Below are 19,708 nucleotides of genomic sequence, written 5' to 3' on the forward strand. Positions count from 1 at the left end.
TTCAGTCCCTGAGGTTATAGGCACGGGCGGCGTTACCGCCCAGAACCGCATTGCGTTCGTTTTCCGAGAGATCGCTCAGAAGTGTGTCGGTGGTGTCCAACCAGCGCTGATATGTGCTGGCCAAGGTACAAACTGGCCAGTCGCTGCCCCAGATCAGGCGTTCAGGGCCGAACGTGTCCAAGAGGTGCTGAACATACGGGCGCAAGTCGTCAGTGCTCCAATCCGCAGCTGCTTCGGTCACAAGGCCGGACAATTTGCAATAGGCCGAGGTTTCCTGCGCCAAGGTCGCCATATCCTGAGCCCATCCGTCGATCACACCATCGCGTATCAAAGGCTTGGAGCCGTGGTCGATGACCACGCGCATCTCGGGATGGCGCGCCAGCAACTGACGCAGAGGGGCCAGATGTTGGGGCAAAGTCAGAGCGTCAAATGTCAGGTCGTTCTGCTGAATGGCAAAAAACGCAGCAGACAATGCGTCGTCCAACATCCAAATGGGATCAGCTATGTCCTGAATCATCGGCCGCAAACCGACAAGCGCCGGATGCGCGGACAGCGCCTTGATCTGATCGGCCACGTCCTTCGCTTCGAAGTCGACCCACCCGACTACCCCTTTGATAAAAGGCGTGTGGTCAGCCAGAGACAACATATATTCCGTCTCGGCCACAGTCGGCGCCGCCTGTACTAGAACGGTCCCCTCGATCCCGGCCGCTTCGATCAAAGGGGCTAGGTCTGACGGACCAAAGTCCCGATAAATCGCGGCCAGTTCCGAAGTGAGCCAACCATAATCGCCCCGAGCCAAAGCCCAGAAATGCTGGTGCGCGTCGATCTTCATCCAATCACACCCTTTTTCAGGATGATGTTGCCATACAACCTGCGCTCACCTGTCTGAACAACGGCAAAAGCTGTTGCGGCGCGATCATAGAACGCGAAGCGTTCAAGACCCTGCACCACAGCCGGGTTGTCTGCCGTTTCATTGATGATCTGCTGAAAATCCGCGACCGCCTCTGGCACAGCATCGGGGTCTCCGACCACCTGCATCGTCACCGCTGGGTCCGGCACAAAATTGTCCAGTGGCATCACCGACAAAACTGCGCGCAGAATCTCACTGGCCGACGATCCGTCGGCCCGAATGCAGAGCGGTCCTGTACTCGTTCCCGGAAAATTAGCGTCCGCGATCACGATTTCATCGCCATGGCCCATCGCACGCAAGGTGTGCAGTAATTCGGGTGACAGGATCGGGTCGATGTCACGCAGCATCGGCGGCCTCCGAAGGAAGTGGAGCATCAGGCCGGATCAGCCCTTCGCCCCGCAGGTCGGACCAAAGGCCGGCAGGAATCTCGCGATCTAGCAACGCGACATTGGCCTGCACCTCTGCGGCGTTTACCGCGCCCGGGATCACAGTTTTGACGGACGGATGCCCCAACACGAACTGTAATGCCGCCGCGATCAGAGGTGTCTTGTGCGCCTGACATACAGCTTCGATGTTGCGGACGCGCCGCAAAATCTCTTCTGGTGCATCATCGTAGTTGTATTTTGCGCCCGGCACTGCACCGGTTGCCAGAATCCCCGAATTGTAGGGACCGCCCAGGATAATTCCTACGTCACGCTTTTCACAAAGCGGCAAAAAGCTGTCCAGCGCCTCTTGTTCCAACAGGGTGTAGCGCCCCGCCAGAAGGAAGCCATCGAAATCGCCCAGACCAAGTAGTTTTTCGCAAACTTGCCATTCGTTCACGCCCGCTCCGATGGCTGCGATTTCACCGGCGTCACGCAGCTCTACCAGCGCTTTGTAGCCGCCGCCGTCAAACAGCTCGCGCACCTTGGCATCGGACATCTCCTGACTGCCCTGGCTGAAAACGCAGACGTCATGGATCAGCAGAATATCCGCGTTGGCCACCCCGATCCGTTCGCGACTGGCCTCGTAGGAACGCATCACTCCGTCATAGGTATAGTCAAACACGATCCGCTTTTGCGGCACGTCAACAAAAGCCTCAGGGGTCACTTCATGCGGTTCACAATCCAGCAGAAGTCGCCCGATCTTGGTCGACAGCTGGATATTTTCGCGTCCAAAGCGGGCGATTGCTTCGCCAAAGCGTTGCTCGGAGCGTCCAAGCCCGTATTGCGGTGCCGTATCAAAAAAGCGGATACCCGCATCAAAGGCCGCCTGCAGGGCCGCCTGGGCGTCTTCGTCGGAAACCTTACGATAGAGGTTCCCCAATGGTGCGCCACCGAAACCCATACGGGTCAATAGTACAGGGCGCGCCGTGCGGTTGTTCAGTAATTCTGTAGTTGAAGCGGTCATCCTGCCTCTCGTTCGGTTTGGAGCGATAAGTTGAAAAGGTGGGGTTTTTCCTGACGCAAAACTTCGATCCGAGGCATGAGCTGGCCCATATGGCGGCGCATGGCCTGCTGCGCCATGTCTTCATCGCGCTCTAGTATTGCGTTGAATATCGACCGGTGTTCATCAAGCGTTTCAACGATCCGGCCTGGCGTCGGCAGCAGCAGCATACGTGCGCGGCTAACCTGAAGGGAAACGGTCTGCGCAACATCTGCCAAACGGTGGAAACCCGTGAAATCCATCAGCAGAGCATGAAATTCCTCATCGGCCTGATAAAAGCCCGAGATATCCTCATCCTCGACCAGAAGCTCTTGCAAACGCATGTTGCGACTTAACCTGCGACGCTGATCCTCGGTTAGGTCGCGGGCGACTTTGGCAATTGTCGCCAATTCTAACGCTTCGCGCAGAAACATGCCTTCGCGTATCTCTGACATCGAGAAATAAGAAACTCGGGTTCCGGATTGCGGAACGACGTCCACCAACCCTTCTGCATCCAGTCGCGCGATGGCTTCGGCAACCGGCGCGCGGGACACGCCAAGCCGTTCGCATATCGGCGCTTTCCTGAGGTTCGCTCCGGGCGCAAAGTCCAGAGACAGGATTGCGTGTTTGATAGACAAATAAACACGGTTGGCCAACGAACCTTCGGTCGATGAAATGTCACGCAAAAGCGTCGCGTCGATATCTTGTGGCTTATTCATGAAAGTTGATCTAGCATACTAACATGTTAGTTGACAAGTATGTGATCGCAGTTTAGCAATCACTGGCAAGCAAGCAGGAAAACGATGCAAGCAGATCAAGAAATAAAGGCTTTCACGCCCCCGACTCGCGATACGGTGAAGCTGAGCCCCGATGACAATGTCGTTATCGCACTGCGTGAATTGCAAGCAGGCGAGCAGCCCAATGACGTGCCGGTTCCGTTGGTCTCTCAGATTTCGCGAGGCCATAAAATCGCGGTTGCGCCAATTTCCAAGGGGCAGAACGTGATCCGCTATGGTCAGATCATTGGTCAGGCGAAATCGGATATTGCGCCCGGTGACCATATTCACGTCCACAACCTGGGCATGGGCGCGCATCAACAGGATTATGCCTACGCGTCCGCAAACTCCGCGTTACCCGCAATTGCGGAAGAGCGGACGTTTTTGGGCTACCACCGCGCGGATGGCAAAGTGGGAACACGGAATTACATCGGGATTCTGACCACGGTGAACTGCTCGGGCTCGGTTGCACGGTTCATCGCCGAGGCAGCCGAGAAATCCGGAATGCTTGACGAGTTTCCCAATGTAGACGGCGTGGTCCCGATTGTGCATGGCACAGGCTGCGGGATGTCCGGTAAGGATGAAGGGTACGCGACCTTGTTCCGCACTCTTGCGGGCTATGCGCAGCATCCTAACTTTGCGGGTATTCTTCTGATCGGTTTGGGATGCGAAGTTATGCAGGTGGCCGATCTGGTGGGGGGTCGTCCGATCCGCCCCGATGGTGCTCTGCGCTATATGACTATTCAAAACGAAGGCGGCACGCGGCGCACGATTGACCGAGGCTTGGCCGAGATCAAGGGTATTGCCGAACTTGCCAATCAAGTGACGCGCGAACCCGCGCCAATCAGCGAAATTACGGTAGGGATGCAATGCGGAGGCTCGGACGGGTATTCGGGCATCACTGCAAACCCTGCATTGGGATATGCATCCGACCTGCTGGTGCGTCACGGCGGAACGACAATCCTGTCGGAAACGTCCGAAGTATACGGCGCCGAGCATCTTTTGACTCGCCGCGCCGAAACGCCCGAAGTTGGCGCCAAGCTGATCGAGCGCATCCAGTGGTGGGAAGACTACACCGAACGCAACGGCGGCGAGATGGACAACAATCCAAGCCCCGGCAACAAGCGCGGTGGACTGACAACCATCCTCGAGAAATCTCTGGGCGCGGTTGCCAAAGGCGGCACTGCTCCGATGCGGGACGTCTATAAGTTTGGCGAGATCGTGGACAAGAAGGGCTTTGTCTTCATGGACAGCCCAGGTTTCGACCCGTGTTCGGTGACGGGGCAGGTGGCCTCAGGCGCAAACCTGATCGTGTTCACCACCGGACGGGGTTCGGTCTCTGGCTATCAGCCGACGCCTTGCGTCAAGCTGGCAACGAACTCTGAGATGTACGCACGGATGGCCGACGATATGGACCTGAACTGCGGTGACATCGTCACCGATGGGGTCAGCATCGAGGCGAAAGGAGAGGAATTGTTCGAAATTCTGATCCGCGTTGCCTCGGGCGAGAAAACTAAAAGCGAAGAGCTTGGATTTGGGGGGGTCGAGTTTGTCCCCTGGCAGATCGGCGCGGTAATGTAATTACGCACCCTGGGGGATGAGGGTAGCATGGGAGGGAACATGACAAAACTGGTCGACATGACGGGGATCGAAAAGTATTTCCCCGGCGTGCACGCGCTGAAAACAGTGCAGTTCGATCTGTTTTCGGGCGAGGTTCACGCACTTATGGGCGAGAACGGTGCCGGGAAAAGCACGCTGATGAAGATCCTGTCGGGGATTTATCAGCGCGACGGTGGTGATCTGGTGATCGAAGGCAAGTCGGTCAGCCCGACCACGCCCGGCGAAGCGCAGGATCTGGGCATCGGTATCATCCATCAGGAACTGAGCCTGATGAATGATCTGACCGTTGCGCAGAACATCTTTATCGGTCGAGAGCCCCGCAAGAGCTTTGGTAGACTGGACGAGGCCGCGCTAAACGCACAGACGGCCGAGATTTTCGCCTCGATGAACCTGTCGCTGGATCCAAAGACATTGGTAGGCAGCCTGACCATTGCGAAACAGCAGATGGTCGAGATTGCCAAGGCGCTGTCTTTCCGGTCCAAGGTTCTTATCATGGACGAACCCACAGCGGCCCTGAACGATGCCGAGATAGCCGAGCTGTTCGTGATCATTCGCCGCCTCAAGGCCGAGGGCGTGGGCATCGTCTATATCAGTCACAAAATGGACGAGCTTAAGCAGATCGCCGACCGCGTCACCGTGATGCGCGATGGCGAATATGTGGGCACCGTAGGCGCGGCTGAGACACCAATCAGCCAGATCATCGCCATGATGGTGGGGCGTGAGGTGAACGAGAAACCTCTGGACGTGCCCGATCTTGGCGACGCCGAAGTTTCGCTTGAGGTGTCCGGTCTAAATCGCGGCAAAGAGATCAAGGATGTCAGCTTCTCGGTCCAGAAGGGCGAGATTCTTGGGTTCGCGGGCCTGATGGGGGCCGGTCGGACCGAGGTTGCGCGCGCGATCTTCGGCGCGGATGTGAAGGACAGCGGAACGATCCGCGTTCATGGCCAAGAGGTTTCGATCAAGTCGCCCAAGGATGCCGTGACTGCGGGCATCGGTTATCTGTCCGAGGACCGCAAACATTTCGGGCTGGCCACCGGCATGAACGTGCGCGACAATATCGCGCTGGCTTCGATGGATCTGTTCACCGGCACCGGAGGGGTGTTGAATGACGGTGAAATCAGCACCACGGCCAAGGGATATATCGCACAGCTGGGCATTCGCACGCCCTCGGACGTGCAAGAGGTCCGACTGCTGTCAGGGGGCAATCAGCAAAAGGTTGTGATTGCAAAATGGCTGCTGCGCGATTGCGATATCCTGATCTTTGACGAACCCACGCGGGGCATCGACATCGGTGCGAAGTCCGAGATTTACAAGCTGCTCGAAGAACTCGCAGAGCAGGGCAAGACTATCATCGTGATCTCGTCGGAACTACCCGAGATCATGCGCCTGAGCCATCGCATCGCTGTGATGTGCGAAGGCCGACTGACCGGCATTCTGCCCGGCGGAAAAGACACCACTCAGGAAGACATCATGCATCTGGCCACCCAACGTGCGGCGGCGATGCAGGTAACGGGGGCACCACAATGACCACGGCAACAGACGTTGAAAAGAAGAAACCACTCGCGGGACTGTCCGACAGCGGCGCGTATCAAAAACTACTGGCATTCGCCAGTTTGATCGCGCTGCTGATCGGCTTCTCGATCGCGTCGCCAAACTTCATGCAGACCTCGAACATGATCGCCATTTTGCAGGCAACCTCGGTCAACGGGGTGCTGGCAGTGGCGGCAACGCTGGTGATCATCACCGGCGGGATCGACCTGTCGGTGGGCACGCTGATGACCTTCTGCGCCGTAATTGCAGGCGTGGTGCTGACCTATCTGGGGATGCCCCTGCTGCTGGGCGTGGCGGCAGCCATCGCGGCGGGCGCGTTCTGTGGGCTTTGCTCGGGCACTTTCGTTGCCAAAATGAAGATCCCGCCTTTCATCGCCACGCTTGGCATGATGCTGATCCTGAAAGGCCTTTCGCTGGTCATCTCAGGTACGCGGCCGATCTATTTCAACGACACGCCGGGCTTTGACCAGATCTCACGCGGGTCGCTGATCGGAGAGATCTTCCCGGCTCTGCCCATCCCGAACGGCGTGCTGATCCTGTTCCTGGTGGCGATTGCAGCGTCGTACATCCTGAGCCGCACGGTTCTTGGCCGCTACACCTTTGCCTTGGGTTCGAACGAAGAAGCAGTTCGCTTGTCCGGTGTGAACACCGACGCTTGGAAGATGCGCATTTACGCTCTGGCGGGCGCAATCTGCGGCATCGGCGGCATCTTGATTGCCTCGCGCCTGAACTCGGCGCAGCCTGCGCTGGGTCTGGGATACGAGCTTGAGGCCATCGCGGCCGTGGTGATCGGCGGCACGTCGCTGTCGGGTGGACGCGGTACCATTCTAGGCACGCTGATCGGCGCACTGATCATGGCGGTCCTGACCAACGGCCTGCGCGTGCTGTCCGTGGCGCAGGAATGGCAAACCGTTGTCACCGGCGCAATCATCATTCTGGCGGTCTATGCCGACATGGCGCGGCGCAAAAAGTCCGGCTGAAGAAACCAAATAACAAACGACCAACTGTGGAGGAGAAAAACATGTTTTCACGTCGTTTCATTCTGGGGGCGCTGAGCGCTGCCACCCTTGCAGCCCCGGCCTCGATGGCCACTGCAGAGGAAATCTATATCCCGCTGGTATCCAAAGGTTTCCAGCACCAGTTCTGGCAGGCCGTGAAATCCGGGGCCGAGCAGGCGGCAGACGAATACAACGTCACCATTACTTTTGAAGGCCCCGATAACGAAACCATGGTGGACCGTCAGATCGACATGCTGGCCGCTGCACTGGCCAACAACCCCAAAGCCATCGGCTTTGCTGCACTAGACAGCCAGGCGGCTATCCCGCTGCTGCGTCAGGCGAATGACAAGGGTATCCCGATCATCGCGTTCGACAGCGGTGTTGACAGCGACATCCCGCTTTCAACAGCTACCACCGACAATCTTGCTGCGGCCGGGCTGGCCGCCGACAAAATGGCTGAGAAAATCGGCGGCAAAGGCAAAGTCGCCGTTGTAGCACACGACCAAACCAGCCGGACCGGTATCGACCGCCGTGATGGCTTTGTGAACCGTATCGAAGAAAAATATCCCGATATCGAAGTTGTCACCGTTCAATACGGTCAGGGCGACCACCTGAAGTCGACTGAAGTTACCAAAGCGATCCTGACGGCCAACCCTGATCTGGACGGCATCTTTGGCACCAACGAAGGTTCGGCCATTGGCGTTGTGAATGGTGTTCAGGAACTGGGAACCGAAGGTCTGGTCATCATTGGCTATGACAGCGGCAAAGCGCAGAAGGATGCGATCAAAAGCGGCCTGATGGCTGGCGCGATCACGCAAAATCCCGTCGGCATCGGCTACGAGACTGTAAAAGCAGCGGTCTCCGCGCTGAATGGTGAAGAAGTCCCGGCCCTGATTGACACTGGTTTCTACTACTACGACGCGTCGAACATGGATGATCCGAAAATCTCGGCCGTTCTGTACGACTAAAGCCATCCACTCACGGTGACTTTTCCGGCCCGCCAATTTGGCGGGCCGGATGTCGTTTGGATTTTCAAAACGCAGTTTAAACTAAAGAATCGATCTGGCGATCGCTGCCAGTTTCGCAATGAAACTTAGAAATTGCGCAAGGAATGTGCTACTGTTCCCGATATAGTTGTTTTTATACGTTAAAGGTTATTGCTTCTGTGTCCGATAAATCGAAAAATCTGTTTCGGCTTCGACCTTTGGAAAGGGCTGATGTAGAAACCGTCGCGCCTTGGTTCCAAAACATTGAAGACCTCGCTCTGTTTGATCGAACATCCCGCATTCCCCAAAACCGCCTCCAGACTGAAGACAGTTGGAAAGATGCCTTCACATCTGAAGGTTCCGGCTGCAAATGCTGGTTCATTGTTGAGTCCGAGGAAGAAGAAGCCTTGGGCATGGCTGGTCTCGAGGGGATTTCGAATATCAATCGCGACGCGGTCGTTGCAATGTTTGTACACAAGTCCGCACGTCGACACGGAGTTGGAATCCGAGCAACCGCGATGATCGTTGACTTTGCGTTCCGACAACTCGGCCTGAATCGCTTGACTTCATATTACCGCGCCGACAACCACAGCAGCCGTGACCTTGTCAGTAGAATTGGCTGCCAGGTCGAAGGTACAATGCGGCAAGCTTGGTTTGCGGATGGAGAGTTCCACGACATGATTGTTGTGGGCATCCTAAAGGACGACTGGATACAGCACAGAGAAGTTCTCGCCTCGGAATTATCCACGGATACTGTCGTGGAAATGGGAGCATCGGCCTCATCAAACTGGTCATGGCCACCCAGGTTGGCAACAGGCAGCGAAAGGTAGAAACAGCCGACAGTCGAAAAAACTAAAAATTGCTATATGTTGAAACGGGTGCCTATTTGGCACCAATTAAACGAGTATTGCCTGTGAATACCTCTAGTCCGAATTTTTCAATGACGCAAAAGCTCGGTGCTGTTTTGTTCGCCGACGTGGTCGGCTATTCCCGCTTGATGAGCGAGAATGAGCTGGACACATATAACGCTCTGAAATCGTTACTATCTCATCTTGAAACATGTTGTGCAAAATATCAGGGGCGGGTCGTCGAAGTACGTGGAGATGGGCTGCTTGCCTTATTTGAAACGGCCACAAGCGCAGTTGAATTTGGCATCGAACTGCATCGGATCGCAAGCCAACACAACGAAACTCGAACAGATGATCAGCGAATCAAATTCCGCGCAGGCGTTCATCTCGGTGAAATTCTGATCGATGATCGCGGCATTCACGGCGACAATGTCAATATCGCGGCGCGGTTGCAGGAAATTGCAGAACCCGAGCGTGTTTACGTCAGCTCTGCAGTCTATGACCAAGTCTGCAACAGGCTGCGGTACGGCTACGAATTCCTGGGCCCCAAGCAGTTAAAAAACATACTCAATCCTGTCTCGACCTATTGTGTGCGCAGCGAAGTTGCAGGCGCGACAATGGCCGGCACCATGCGCCCGGAAACGCCCACGAGTCAGGTTCTGGAACGACCGGACACTCCGTCCGTTGCGGTGCTTCCCTTCGGCAGCCAAGGCGGAGATGAATCCGACAGTTGGATTGCCGAAGGCATGACCGACGACATCATCATGAATCTGTCAAAGTTCAGGAACCTTTTCATAATCGCGCGAAACTCCTCTTTCTTTTTCAACGCACAATCGATGCCTCCAAAAGAGGCCGCCCAGCGATTGAATGTACGCTACATCGCGCGGGGTAGCGTCCGCCGGTCGGCCAGTCGAATTCGCATTTCGGCGGAACTGGTGGACGCCACCACCGAACGGACGATTTGGGCGGAACGGTTCGACCGCAGAATCGACGATATTTTCGACATATTGGATGAGGTGACCGAGTGCATCGTCGCAGCGACCGCCGTGATGATCGAGTCCCATGAAAAGCAGCGAATGATCCAGGCGATGCCATCCGACCTCGAAGCGTACAGCTCGGTTCTTCAGGGGCAGCATCACATCTTCAAGTACACGCGAAACGACAATCGCAAGGCGCAAAGCTTCTATCAATCGGCACTGGAACGCGACGAAGGGTATGCCCGCGCGGCCGCGGCGCTGTCGCGCACCCTGAATATAGACTGGCGGTATTCCTGGACAGAAGACCCAAGCACCGCGTTGGATCAGGCTCTGAGATTTGCGCAACGTGCTATCGAGCTCGACCCGACTGACGCGCGTGGGTTTGGCGAACTGGGTTATGTCCACCTGTATCGCAAAGATCACGATGCATCGATCCAGTCATACCAGCGCGCCTTGGCGCTGAACCCAAATGATGCAGATATGCATTCGGACTATGCCGACGCGCTGGCGCATTCGGGCGACAACGAAACAGCAATCACCCATCTGCAACAAGCAATGCGGCTGAACCCGTATTTCCCGGATCAGTATCTGTGGCACCTTGGCGGGGCATATTACAACCTTCGCCGCTACGAGGATGTTATCGAAACAGTCAACAAAATGAACAACCCAACCGAAGGTCAACGAATGCTTGCAGCGAGTCACGCCCAGTTGGGCAATATGGAGATGGCCCGGTTGATTGCTGACAAACACCGTGAGGCGCATCCAAATTTTTCTTTGCAACGGTGGGCCAAGGTTATGCCCGACCGTTTGGAAGACGATACCCAGCATTTTGTCGAAGGATTGAAAAAGGCCGGGTTCTGAATAAGAAAAAGGGCGCGACGAGCGCGCCCTCGTTACATTGATCGTAAGCGACCCTCAGTCGCCGCCCCGGACTTTGGCCCCACTTACTTTGGCGCCGCTAACCTTTGCGCCTGATACTTTGGCACCGCTTACCTTAGCCCCGCTCACTTTGGCTCCAGATACCTTTGCGCCACTGATCGCCGGGCTATCGAAGCCGAAATAGATATCCAGTAGGACTTGCTCGAACTGGCCAGCCATCACATCCATGCGCATGGTCTGATCGGACTTGTCGTAGTTCCAAACACGTATGTCATCAGCAACCTGATAGTCTGCGGCTGCAACCCCACCAATAGACGGGTTTTTCGGGGCCCGTGATGCGTTGTCGTCTGGAACGTTTGCTTTTGCAACTTCCTTACCGTCACCATGCACTAGAAAAATCACAGGTTCGGGAAGGTCATAATATGTGCCTTCGTAAGCAAACCCATAAATTTTTGCGAATTGTGCTTTGTTGTTTCCTTCATCGCCCAATTGCTTTTCCAGATGCTTGTTGTTGCCCTGGCCGTTGTTCGACTTTGCTGTATAGCTTAAGTCTTCCAATACTCTTCCGTAAATCAACACTTCTGAAAAACTGAGTAATGTCTCCGCCATAAACTCATCTCCCAATTGCGGTCGAGATGCACCAACCACCTCGCCCTCCACCACGACCCAAATTATAGACGGGCCAACAAATCCAAAAAATCATCCTATTCCTAAATGCCATAATTTGAATTGAAAAAAAAGAACTTACTCACTCTGTATCCGGCACCAAAGTTCGAACCGAATTGGCATGACTGTCTTCGTCTGGGTTCGGCAAGCGCGGACCTGCCGTCGTCAAACCGATATCGCGCATCCGAAAATTACCCTCGATTATTTGCCGGAATGCGCCGCCGGTAATTTCCTGATCCACAATAACTAGTGCTTTTTCGACACCAAAATAGCTGAGAGTATCAGCATCCAATAGGCTCCAGGTATCAGCTAAATAGGTCCCCAAGTAGTCGCGCGCCTCAAGTAGGGCAACGCGGAAACCCTCGGGGTTTTCCGCGTATCGCTTGTCAAAAACGTTTTGCATGATAGCGCTGTAATCGGGCGAGTCTTCCAATTGGTCCGACAGATCCTCTTCCTCAGGTGAAATCAGACCGTGTAGCAAAAGGCGTTCGTGATAGATGTCGACGAAAATGTCGAACATTGCTCCGGTCAACGGCTCAGAAAGGGCATGTTCGCTGGACCAACCCGAGGAAAATTCCGAGAGGGATCTGTTATTAGCCGCCGTTCTGATTTGCGCGTTTTCGGACAATTCTGCAAATCGATTCAATCGGTTGAATGTGTAGAGATTGCCCCGAGTGTTTTCCAACAGCTTTTCAACAACTGATCCAAAATGCAAAGACGCCAACAGCGCGACCAGATCGGCAGCGGATTCATGAAACCCGTAATACTCGCCCGAAGCGTCGCCATCGGCTGGCATTCCAATCACGCTATAAATTATGGCGTGACCAATTTCATGCGCCACGACATCGAAATTCAGACTGTAGGGTCGGTATTCGTTACCGTGCTCATGTGTTCCACCGGTTTCCAGAAAGCCCCACCCAATATGAGCATTGTCTAGGCTGGGTAATAAAGACAGTTCCAAACGGTCGAAATCACGCGCGAAATGCCACGGGATGGGGCGGTCGAAATAGCCTTGCCACACATCCATGGTGAAATGAGCGGAACCGAAAAGATGCGCCGCTTCGAAGGACGGATCGGATGGGTCGATATGGATGAAATTTCCCAGTTCATCTGGCATTGCAGGCGGTTGTATATATCCATCCCACGGGGGTAGGTACATGCCCGGTCCGTTGGGACCTGGAACAATGGCACCATAGGGTGTCGTTTTACCAACCGGATTCACCGTGTACATACGCGGACCAGAAGGTCCGGGACCGATGCTGCCTTGTGGTGCAGATATCTCGACCAGTTCCAATTCTGCGTCAGGTTCGAGAAAAGGCGACTGTGGAAAAAGCAAAAACCGAGTGCCTGGTTCCTCATTCTCCGTTTCTTCGGGTAAGTTCATAATGCGCCCTCCCGCTTGGTTCGCTGGTCCGTCACGCGTCAGAAGGCGACGAGCTATCGGTCCTATGGCAAAATAAAAACTCGGCTTCTATCAAATCGAACAAGGCATCCCGATCGGGAAGTCCCAATGAAACTGCGTATGAGTCAAAATCATCCGGTATGTCCCGGTCAAGTATTGTTTCAAAATACCACAACACCATCGACAACCTTTCGGCGTTCGCCATTTGGCTGGTCGAGAGGGATAAGGCTGCCTTTTCTTTTGCCCGGTCGCGAAACTCGGCATAACGGCCGGCACGGCATAGTTCAGAAATGAGCTGAACCTCAATCCGGTTTTTTCTATCGGCAATCGCCCCTTCAATTCGAGTATTATCGATCAGCATGGCCTCGTAGCTATCAAGACTTAGATCGTTGTCATCGAGCCACCGCATTAAATCGGAATGACGTGGCAGACCCACGCTGGCCCGGTGGAGCGACATTTGGTGCATGACCGCGTCTCGGTCTAGCGAGTTTCCAGTACGCACATCCGCTTCCTCCGCCAATAGGCTTAGCGTGGCGCGTTCGCGCAATCTGGAAAAAAGCTGAGGGTTCAGACGCAATTCATCCAACACCGCGTGACCGTTGGTTGTTTCTCCATCAACCCGGGCGCGCAACCCCTTCCAAACCAGCGTCCTTTCCATTCGAATTGGGTTTTCTAATGATGGGGTAGATCTGGCCAAGTGTTCGGCCATCTTTCGAAGCATTGCAAAAGCGTCCTGAGCCTTCGCATCGACCTGCCCGGTTTGCACCCAAGCTTGGAAGTCAGCGATACCCTTAAGATGACTGAGGGCCTGGCAGATACTTGCCCAGCTTCTTTGCTGGTAATGAATGCTTTTTGCCACGCCTAGCATTTCATCAGCATTCGCCAAAGACACCAGCCCGTCGGCCACCGCCTTTGCCACCGTCGCACGCACCGACACCATCGGGACACTAAGCGCAGGATATCCAAGCTCTGCTGGTCCATGCAGGACGGCAACTTCATCATCGTCCTGCAAAACATCCGCGCGGTAGTCTTCGAAAATCTGCCCGACACCGATCATTCCCATGTCCGACAGCTCTGCAGCCCTGAGCGCACCCATACTGGCGCTTCCGAAGACTGGTATACCCTGCTCCATAGCCCAAAGAATTTCCTTGTGCCAAACCGACGGCACCCCTTCGAAATATCCGTCGATAATCCCGATAGCATTTGGTCGGTCGCGCGCGGCCCGATAAACATCCCCCTGCCGAACCGGAGGGAGTATCGTGGCCTCCAAATACTCTGCTATCCTTTCATGGGGCAGAGTGGGGCCGACAAATACAACGACACTCATGCCTGGGCACCGCCAACAGCGTTCGCACGGCGTCCCGGAACATAATCGGGGTCATCATGCGGGGCCTCAAGACCGGGAATAATCGCCCTGACAACCGAAATATCCAATTCTGAGCGAGACAGATTGACGACTACTGTTTGAGCAAGTCCAACCTCGCGCAAACGGTTCAGTAACAATTCTATATCTTCGTCAAATGAATCGGTTGAGTAGGTGGCGCACTCTGAAAAATCCTGCAGCGGAGAGGTTTCTTTGATCAGGTTCTGTACAAAAGCGCTCCGATCAATTTTTGCCTGATCAGTAAACTCTGACGGATCCAAATCATCCCGTGCCCCAGAGATATAGGTCAGACGTGTCTGCGCAGCTTCGGTCACCGCGCGCAAAAGTGCAATCGCACGATCCGGGTGACACCCATCTCCGATGCCAATATGGCCGGTCTTACCTTCTGGTTCGCAGATCACACAGCGAAAACAAGCGATGCCAACATCAGACGTCGTGTCCCAAAGACCAATCTCCAACCCCGCATGTGAGATCATGTTCAGAGCCTGTTGGCATCGGTCGTCTTCAATTGTCCTGACATCTATCCGACGTGGATTTACCATATGATGCCAGAGGGTTGTCGCGTCTCTCTCAATCACTTCACAGATTGCATGGCAACTTGCTTCGGTCACCGTATTTCCAGACGCCAGCCCATTGGTGGTTCTTGGAAAAGCGCAATGCCCTCCAACTGGGGCACTGGTGTAATCCGTGTCTACCATCTCTAAAGGAACCCAACAGTCTAGCTGTGTATTCAGTTCATGGCCCTGAACCCACATAATAGCTTGATCTGGATCGAAACGCCCTCCGGTCACACGGGGCAGGGCGTCAATGTCAATAATAAAGGCCCGCCGGATCAGATCATTGTAACGGGCCAACTGTTGCGGAAGTTGAATCTGTTCTGCATGCCAGGACTCGATCGCCTCCATGACGCCTGAAGCCCGGGCCGCGCTAAGCGACAAGCCTTTTCCTAAAGACACTGCAACCGACCGAGAGTTTGGTCGCGTCACCATAACCGTCGGCAAGCCTATTCGATCCAGACCTGTCAGGTTGGCCATTCGCGTAATACCCATCGCCTTCAGGTGTGGCTTGACCAAGCTGAGCGTTTGTTCAGGGTCACGCGCCCGATGCGTGTCCAAAATGTATTTTTTCTGTGAGTTTAAGGACATGAGACGAACCCAGAACAAACCAATCAGGTGTTTAACATGATGTTGAAATCAATATGAAACACGATGGTTGATCAAAGATCAGCGGTCAACAGTAACACGTAGAGCCAAGCAGAGTTGTCACGATTTTTAACATAACTATCATTACGCCTATCTGGCGAGAGGAAGCGAACACGTCCTAAACTAGGGTCGCCACAAATACCCTACCTTGCTCAAAGCAACTGAAACGAGGATGGGCCCAAACAGAGCTCAGTCTATGTGAGTGTCTGTCTGATGTCAGCGCCAATGGGACAGTTCGGGTCGATTTGATATGAGCGAGTTTCTGGCTCATCGTACGGCCCCAATGGCGGGCCACTTTTTCCAGGTCAAGGTCATCGGAATCGGTAACCGCTTGTCCCACCCGACAAAGTCGCAGGAGTAGTTGATATCGGCCCTGCCGTGGAATTGCTGCCTGTCCGCAACAGGTAAAACCCGTCTCAAACCGACGAGCATTTTCTTTACCAAAGCTCGCTCGACACCCTGAGCATTGGTTGTTGCCAACCTTTCGGCCATGTTCAAATTCTGGTGCTTTGCGTTCATAGCAGCCCCTTCTTTCTAAGCCAGCCCACAAAGCCGCCACGAGATCTTGGAGCCATTTTTTACAGCAACCATTGCTGCGGCCTTTAGCTCTGTATCAGAGGCACCAGCTGCCCATAGAAGCGTGATACTCAGCGCTTCTGACGCACCTTGAGGTCCAATGGCGGAACCAGTCGCTGTGGTGTCCGTTGGCTCTCTCTGCTACGTCATACGCGGTCTCAGTGGGTAACGATCTGAGGCAAATGTAAGCCAATCCTGCCAAATCTTCTTCGGACAACAGGCGCGCAAGGACGTTCTGAGACCTTAGCCAATTTTCGGTATCACCAAGCACAAAACAGGCCCTTGTAGTCATCATGGCGCGATCCCTGCGGTCCAGTTTTGCCAGCTCTGTGGGCCAGGAGGCAACAACTTCGGCAAAGTCCTTCATTCGCCCTGCCCCTCCACCATTTGAGCCGCTAAGGCGATGGATGCCGCCCTAGTCAACACAGGAGGGGAAGGATGACGATTCAGACACCGATAATCACAGACGAAGCTAAGTTCGTGACAGGCATTCAAGCCATTAGGTCAACCCGCTGGCCATTCGACAGACGCAAATTCCATGAGATGGTTAAAGCGAATCTCGTAAAGGCGCATTTCGCGCATGCCGGCGCCCGGCCGCTCTACTACGTGGAAGAAATCGACGCCGTTTTTCAGCCCCTAGCGTGTGAAAAGGCGGGGCCACAGCGGGGGCCAAAACTATAAAAACACTAATTTAATTAATGATTACAATGAATACTTGGTGCGGGTGGAGGGACTTGAACCCCCACGCCTTGCGGCGCCAGAACCTAAATCTGGTGCGTCTACCAATTTCGCCACACCCGCATCCTAGACAGAACCTGTCAGAGTGATCGGGTGAATAGCAAAGCTTGAAAGCAAGTGCGAGAGGGAATTTCATCCAGAGCAAAGGTTTATTCCACGATTTTCAAAGAATCCTACGCACGAAATTCACGCACCACATTTGCGCCACAATTCAAACGCCAAAAAATCTTATTCGCGTCAAAATAACACCGCCTTGCCAGTAGTTGATGGGGGCTGAGGACTTACCGAGTCTTTTTGCCTCTGGGCCACATACGAGTTTCCAGCTCAACTTCAACAAAAGGGTCGTAACTGTGACCAACATGATGAACTCTGCTGCTACTGAGCAAGACGCCGTTGGTCTTGCACGCGAAAGTTTTCTTGGTGAACTCAAAACCCTGACCAAAGATCATCCCGACACAGGGTTTGGTATCTCATTGCGGACCCATTCGGGTGGCCACTACCTGTTAGCCAATTCCCGGATGCCTCTGCCCAAGACCAAATCCGCAGGTTTCCCGACCGGCCGTCGTCTTGCCTGCCTGGAAAACAGTGAGTGTTTCAGCTCGATCGAAGTGCTTGCCGATTCCGGAGCCTATGAAACAATCACCCCTGTCGACGAAGCGGCGATACTGGGGAATGCTTTGAACCTGATCGCACGCATCGATACGCTGACCAGCACCCAGCCCGATCAGGTCCCACACCATATCGCCGCGACCGGAACCGGAGGCTGAACTATGGCGCGCAATGACCATCTTTTGTCCGTTGGCAACGAAGCTCTGACGCCTATGACGTCGGCCATGTCCGCGCTGACGACGCAGATCGACCAGCTGACTGAGGTGGCAGACGCGCGCTCGACCGCCCGGCTTGCCACGCTGAAAACTAAGATCGAAAATTTCACTGCCAGCGTTACGTTGGTTGGTCAGGTTAAGGCGGGCAAGTCTTCGATTGTGAACATTTTGGCCGGGCGCCCTGCCCTGTTGCCCTCTGATGTAAACCCGTGGACGTCGGTGGTCACGACGTTGAACATCAACACCCGGACCGAAGGCGATACACGGTCCAAGTTCACGTTCTTCGAGCAGGAAGAATGGGACAACCTGATGATCGGTGGTGGTCGTTTGGGCGAACTGGCAAATCGTGCTGGGGCAGACGACGAAATGGACGATATCCGCCGTCAAATCGGCGAGATGAAGGATAAGTCAGAAGAACGCTTGGGCAAGCATTTCGACCTGATCCTAGGGCAAAGCCACCAATACGACTACTTCGACGAAGAGCTTATCCAGCGCTATGTCTGTCTGGGTGATGAGGATGATCCGGACATCAATCCGAAAACCGGACGATTTGCCGACGTCACCAAGTCCGCTGACCTGTTCATGGACATTCCGCAGTACCCCATTTCGTTGAAGCTCTGCGACACACCCGGCGTGAACGATACCTTCATGGTGCGCGAGCAGATCACTCTGCGCAGCCTGCGGGGGTCCGAAGTCTGCGTTGTCGTTCTGGCTGCAAGCCAGGCGTTGACAACTATGGATATGGCGCTGATGCGCATTATCGCGCAGTTTGAAAACCGCCAGATTATCCTTTTCGTCAACCGAATTGACGAACTGGCGGACCCTGTAAATCAGGTTCCGGAAATCCGAGATCGCATCCAAGACACGCTCAAGCAAAACAACATCGACGCCAACACCAGCGTCGTTTTTGGCAGCGCGCTCTGGGCCGAGGCAGCGATCACCGGGAATCCCGATATCCTGACCGAGGAATCGCGCGAGGCTTTGAACACTTTCTATCTGGCCGCCGGGTTTGGCGATCAGGCACCCTCACTCGACAAAATCTGGGCGCTTTCGGGCTTGCCAGACCTTTTGCTGGCCATGAATGAACGGATCGCAGAGGGGGCAGGCAACCGCCTTCTCGAGCGCGTCCGCCACAGGGCGCGCAATATTGCAAGCCAAATCCGCGCCACTGCAGTCGCCAAGAGCCTGTCTAATAGCGACGGCATTGTCCGAGACCTGGATGGTGTGTCGACCGAAGAGGCAATCGCAAAGATCACCGAACAATACGAAAAGAACGTGGCGGAACTGACCACGTCACTACGTGACAAAGTGATCGAACGTCTGAAGTCGGCGGAATCCAATTTTGTCAAACGTGCAACGGACTCTTTGATCTCTCATCTCGAGCAGAATGGAGAAGAAGGCACGTGGCAATATGATCCGGCAGGATTACGCACCTTGCAAAAAGCAGCCTATTTCAGCTTTGCACGCTCGATGCGCAAGGAAGCCGGTTCGCTGTACTCAACCGCGGCCTCGGATGTCGAAGCCCTGTATCAGAAGCTCTTGGGCAATCATCTAGGCGAGTTTGCCATCGAAGCCCCCATCGTGCCACGGGTCCCGCCCCCATTGGGAATTGGCCGGACCATCGCACTGGATTTGCAAAGCACATGGTGGCGTCGTTGGTGGCAGCGTCGTAAAGGGTTCGAAGCCTATGCTGCGGACTATACGCGGTTGATAGCTTCCGAGGCGAATTCGATCACCAAAGACATCGAAGAAAACCAGGTTGCTGCGGTGTTGGAAAATGTCCGTGCTGTTCTGTCAGACTTCTTGCGTGAGCAGAAAGAGACATTGCTGAGCATTTCGGCCTCGGCCGAAGCCGTTCCAAATCCAAACGCAGCACTGTTGGCGGGTGGGGCGCCCCAGAAATCGCGGGACGATATCCTGGGCGATATCCTGAAAGATCTTAGCAACGAGGCAGCATAAGTAGCGAC

Annotated in this window: 17 protein-coding genes and 1 tRNA gene; 9 read left to right on the top strand and 9 right to left on the bottom strand. The window is 54.7% G+C overall.

Translation table 11 applies throughout. From position 1 onward, the window contains the following. Position 1: 1 nt before the first annotated feature. Genes AC2FNR_RS02755 through AC2FNR_RS02770 form a run of 4 tightly spaced genes read right to left on the bottom strand, consistent with a single transcriptional unit; the run spans position 2 to position 3,033 of the window. A complete protein-coding gene (locus AC2FNR_RS02755) occupies positions 2-832 on the bottom strand; it encodes an amidohydrolase family protein (protein ID WP_496847910.1) in 831 nt (276 codons plus the stop codon). After that, the gene (locus AC2FNR_RS02760) at positions 829-1,257 is read right to left on the bottom strand and encodes an RbsD/FucU family protein (RefSeq protein WP_496847911.1); all 429 of its coding nucleotides are present in this window, start codon (positions 1,255-1,257) and stop codon (positions 829-831) included. Before AC2FNR_RS02760 ends, AC2FNR_RS02755 begins: the two co-directional genes overlap by 4 nt. Beyond that, on the bottom strand, positions 1,247-2,299 hold the full coding sequence (locus AC2FNR_RS02765) for an aldo/keto reductase (RefSeq protein ID WP_496847912.1): 1,053 nt from the start codon (positions 2,297-2,299) through the stop codon (positions 1,247-1,249). Before AC2FNR_RS02765 ends, AC2FNR_RS02760 begins: the two co-directional genes overlap by 11 nt. Beyond that, positions 2,296-3,033, bottom strand: coding sequence for a GntR family transcriptional regulator (locus tag AC2FNR_RS02770; RefSeq protein WP_496847913.1), 738 nt, complete (start codon positions 3,031-3,033; stop codon positions 2,296-2,298). The genes AC2FNR_RS02765 and AC2FNR_RS02770 overlap by 4 nt, the downstream gene beginning before the upstream one ends. An 84-nt stretch (positions 3,034-3,117) precedes the next feature. Here AC2FNR_RS02770 and AC2FNR_RS02775 point away from each other — a divergent pair, with 84 nt between their 5' ends. The 6 genes from AC2FNR_RS02775 (at position 3,118) to AC2FNR_RS02800 (ending at position 10,931) form a co-directional block, all read left to right on the top strand. Then, entirely contained in the window at positions 3,118-4,671 is a 1,554-nt protein-coding gene (locus AC2FNR_RS02775; RefSeq protein WP_170754012.1) for a UxaA family hydrolase, read from the top strand. A 39-nt stretch (positions 4,672-4,710) separates the two neighbouring features. Continuing rightward, entirely contained in the window at positions 4,711-6,237 is a 1,527-nt protein-coding gene (locus AC2FNR_RS02780) for a sugar ABC transporter ATP-binding protein (protein ID WP_170754014.1), read from the top strand. Then, positions 6,234-7,241, top strand: coding sequence for an ABC transporter permease (locus tag AC2FNR_RS02785; RefSeq protein WP_170355083.1), 1,008 nt, complete (start codon positions 6,234-6,236; stop codon positions 7,239-7,241). Before AC2FNR_RS02780 ends, AC2FNR_RS02785 begins: the two co-directional genes overlap by 4 nt. 41 nt (positions 7,242-7,282) lie before the next feature. Then, positions 7,283-8,227: an ABC transporter substrate-binding protein gene (locus AC2FNR_RS02790; RefSeq protein WP_170355084.1), complete on the top strand. Its 945-nt coding sequence runs from the start codon at positions 7,283-7,285 to the stop codon at positions 8,225-8,227. Between the two features lie 143 nt (positions 8,228-8,370). Beyond that, positions 8,371-9,075, top strand: coding sequence for a GNAT family N-acetyltransferase (locus tag AC2FNR_RS02795; protein WP_496847914.1), 705 nt, complete (start codon positions 8,371-8,373; stop codon positions 9,073-9,075). 110 nt (positions 9,076-9,185) lie between these two features. Beyond that, positions 9,186-10,931, top strand: a complete 1,746-nt coding sequence (locus AC2FNR_RS02800) for an adenylate/guanylate cyclase domain-containing protein (RefSeq protein ID WP_496847915.1) — start codon at positions 9,186-9,188, stop codon at positions 10,929-10,931. 54 nt (positions 10,932-10,985) lie between these two features. Here the strand turns inward: AC2FNR_RS02800 and AC2FNR_RS02805 are convergent, their stop codons facing one another. The 4 genes from AC2FNR_RS02805 to AC2FNR_RS02820 form a co-directional block, all read right to left on the bottom strand. Next, positions 10,986-11,558: a pentapeptide repeat-containing protein gene (locus tag AC2FNR_RS02805; RefSeq protein ID WP_170355087.1), complete on the bottom strand. Its 573-nt coding sequence runs from the start codon at positions 11,556-11,558 to the stop codon at positions 10,986-10,988. A gap of 139 nt (positions 11,559-11,697) precedes the next feature. After that, positions 11,698-12,999 (bottom strand): gluzincin family metallopeptidase, encoded by a 1,302-nt coding sequence (locus AC2FNR_RS02810; protein ID WP_496847916.1) that lies wholly within the window; start codon positions 12,997-12,999, stop codon positions 11,698-11,700. 31 nt (positions 13,000-13,030) lie between these two features. Next, positions 13,031-14,344: a TfuA-like protein gene (locus AC2FNR_RS02815; RefSeq protein WP_496847917.1), complete on the bottom strand. Its 1,314-nt coding sequence runs from the start codon at positions 14,342-14,344 to the stop codon at positions 13,031-13,033. Then, on the bottom strand, positions 14,341-15,546 hold the full coding sequence (locus AC2FNR_RS02820; RefSeq protein ID WP_496847918.1) for a YcaO-like family protein: 1,206 nt from the start codon (positions 15,544-15,546) through the stop codon (positions 14,341-14,343). The genes AC2FNR_RS02815 and AC2FNR_RS02820 overlap by 4 nt, the downstream gene beginning before the upstream one ends. Positions 15,547-16,617: 1,071 nt before the next feature. Between AC2FNR_RS02820 and AC2FNR_RS02825 the strand changes: the two genes are divergently transcribed. Continuing rightward, a complete protein-coding gene (locus tag AC2FNR_RS02825; RefSeq protein ID WP_496847919.1) occupies positions 16,618-16,860 on the top strand; it encodes a hypothetical protein in 243 nt (80 codons plus the stop codon). 35 nt (positions 16,861-16,895) lie between these two features. On the opposite strand, the gene AC2FNR_RS02830 is transcribed toward AC2FNR_RS02825, so the two are convergent. Further along, positions 16,896-16,980, bottom strand: a tRNA-Leu gene (locus AC2FNR_RS02830). Positions 16,981-17,276: 296 nt separating this feature from the next. Here AC2FNR_RS02830 and AC2FNR_RS02835 point away from each other — a divergent pair. Both AC2FNR_RS02835 and AC2FNR_RS02840 read left to right on the top strand, forming a co-directional pair. Next, entirely contained in the window at positions 17,277-17,684 is a 408-nt protein-coding gene (locus AC2FNR_RS02835) for a hypothetical protein (protein ID WP_174821893.1), read from the top strand. Between the two features lie 3 nt (positions 17,685-17,687). Continuing rightward, entirely contained in the window at positions 17,688-19,700 is a 2,013-nt protein-coding gene (locus AC2FNR_RS02840) for a dynamin family protein (protein ID WP_496847920.1), read from the top strand. Positions 19,701-19,708 lie beyond the last annotated feature (8 nt).

It is taken from the genome of Ruegeria sp. SATB045 (genome assembly GCF_059613525.1).

Bases quoted from the DNA above. Each gene is read 5' to 3' on its own strand.
- AC2FNR_RS02755 (WP_496847910.1), bottom strand. From the start codon at position 832: ATGAAGATCGACGCGCACCAGCATTTCTGGGCTTTGGCTCGGGGCGAT.
- AC2FNR_RS02775 (WP_170754012.1), top strand. From the start codon at position 3,118: ATGCAAGCAGATCAAGAAATAAAGGCTTTCACGCCCCCGACTCGCGAT.
- AC2FNR_RS02840 (WP_496847920.1), top strand. From the start codon at position 17,688: ATGGCGCGCAATGACCATCTTTTGTCCGTTGGCAACGAAGCTCTGACG.
- AC2FNR_RS02820 (WP_496847918.1), bottom strand. From the start codon at position 15,546: ATGTCCTTAAACTCACAGAAAAAATACATTTTGGACACGCATCGGGCG.
- AC2FNR_RS02785 (WP_170355083.1), top strand. From the start codon at position 6,234: ATGACCACGGCAACAGACGTTGAAAAGAAGAAACCACTCGCGGGACTG.
- AC2FNR_RS02760 (WP_496847911.1), bottom strand. From the start codon at position 1,257: ATGCTGCGTGACATCGACCCGATCCTGTCACCCGAATTACTGCACACC.
- AC2FNR_RS02825 (WP_496847919.1), top strand. From the start codon at position 16,618: ATGACGATTCAGACACCGATAATCACAGACGAAGCTAAGTTCGTGACA.
- AC2FNR_RS02810 (WP_496847916.1), bottom strand. From the start codon at position 12,999: ATGAACTTACCCGAAGAAACGGAGAATGAGGAACCAGGCACTCGGTTT.
- AC2FNR_RS02765 (WP_496847912.1), bottom strand. From the start codon at position 2,299: ATGACCGCTTCAACTACAGAATTACTGAACAACCGCACGGCGCGCCCT.
- AC2FNR_RS02795 (WP_496847914.1), top strand. From the start codon at position 8,371: ATGTGCTACTGTTCCCGATATAGTTGTTTTTATACGTTAAAGGTTATT.
- AC2FNR_RS02800 (WP_496847915.1), top strand. From the start codon at position 9,186: ATGACGCAAAAGCTCGGTGCTGTTTTGTTCGCCGACGTGGTCGGCTAT.
- AC2FNR_RS02835 (WP_174821893.1), top strand. From the start codon at position 17,277: ATGATGAACTCTGCTGCTACTGAGCAAGACGCCGTTGGTCTTGCACGC.
- AC2FNR_RS02770 (WP_496847913.1), bottom strand. From the start codon at position 3,033: ATGAATAAGCCACAAGATATCGACGCGACGCTTTTGCGTGACATTTCA.
- AC2FNR_RS02780 (WP_170754014.1), top strand. From the start codon at position 4,711: ATGACAAAACTGGTCGACATGACGGGGATCGAAAAGTATTTCCCCGGC.
- AC2FNR_RS02790 (WP_170355084.1), top strand. From the start codon at position 7,283: ATGTTTTCACGTCGTTTCATTCTGGGGGCGCTGAGCGCTGCCACCCTT.
- AC2FNR_RS02815 (WP_496847917.1), bottom strand. From the start codon at position 14,344: ATGAGTGTCGTTGTATTTGTCGGCCCCACTCTGCCCCATGAAAGGATA.
- AC2FNR_RS02805 (WP_170355087.1), bottom strand. From the start codon at position 11,558: ATGGCGGAGACATTACTCAGTTTTTCAGAAGTGTTGATTTACGGAAGA.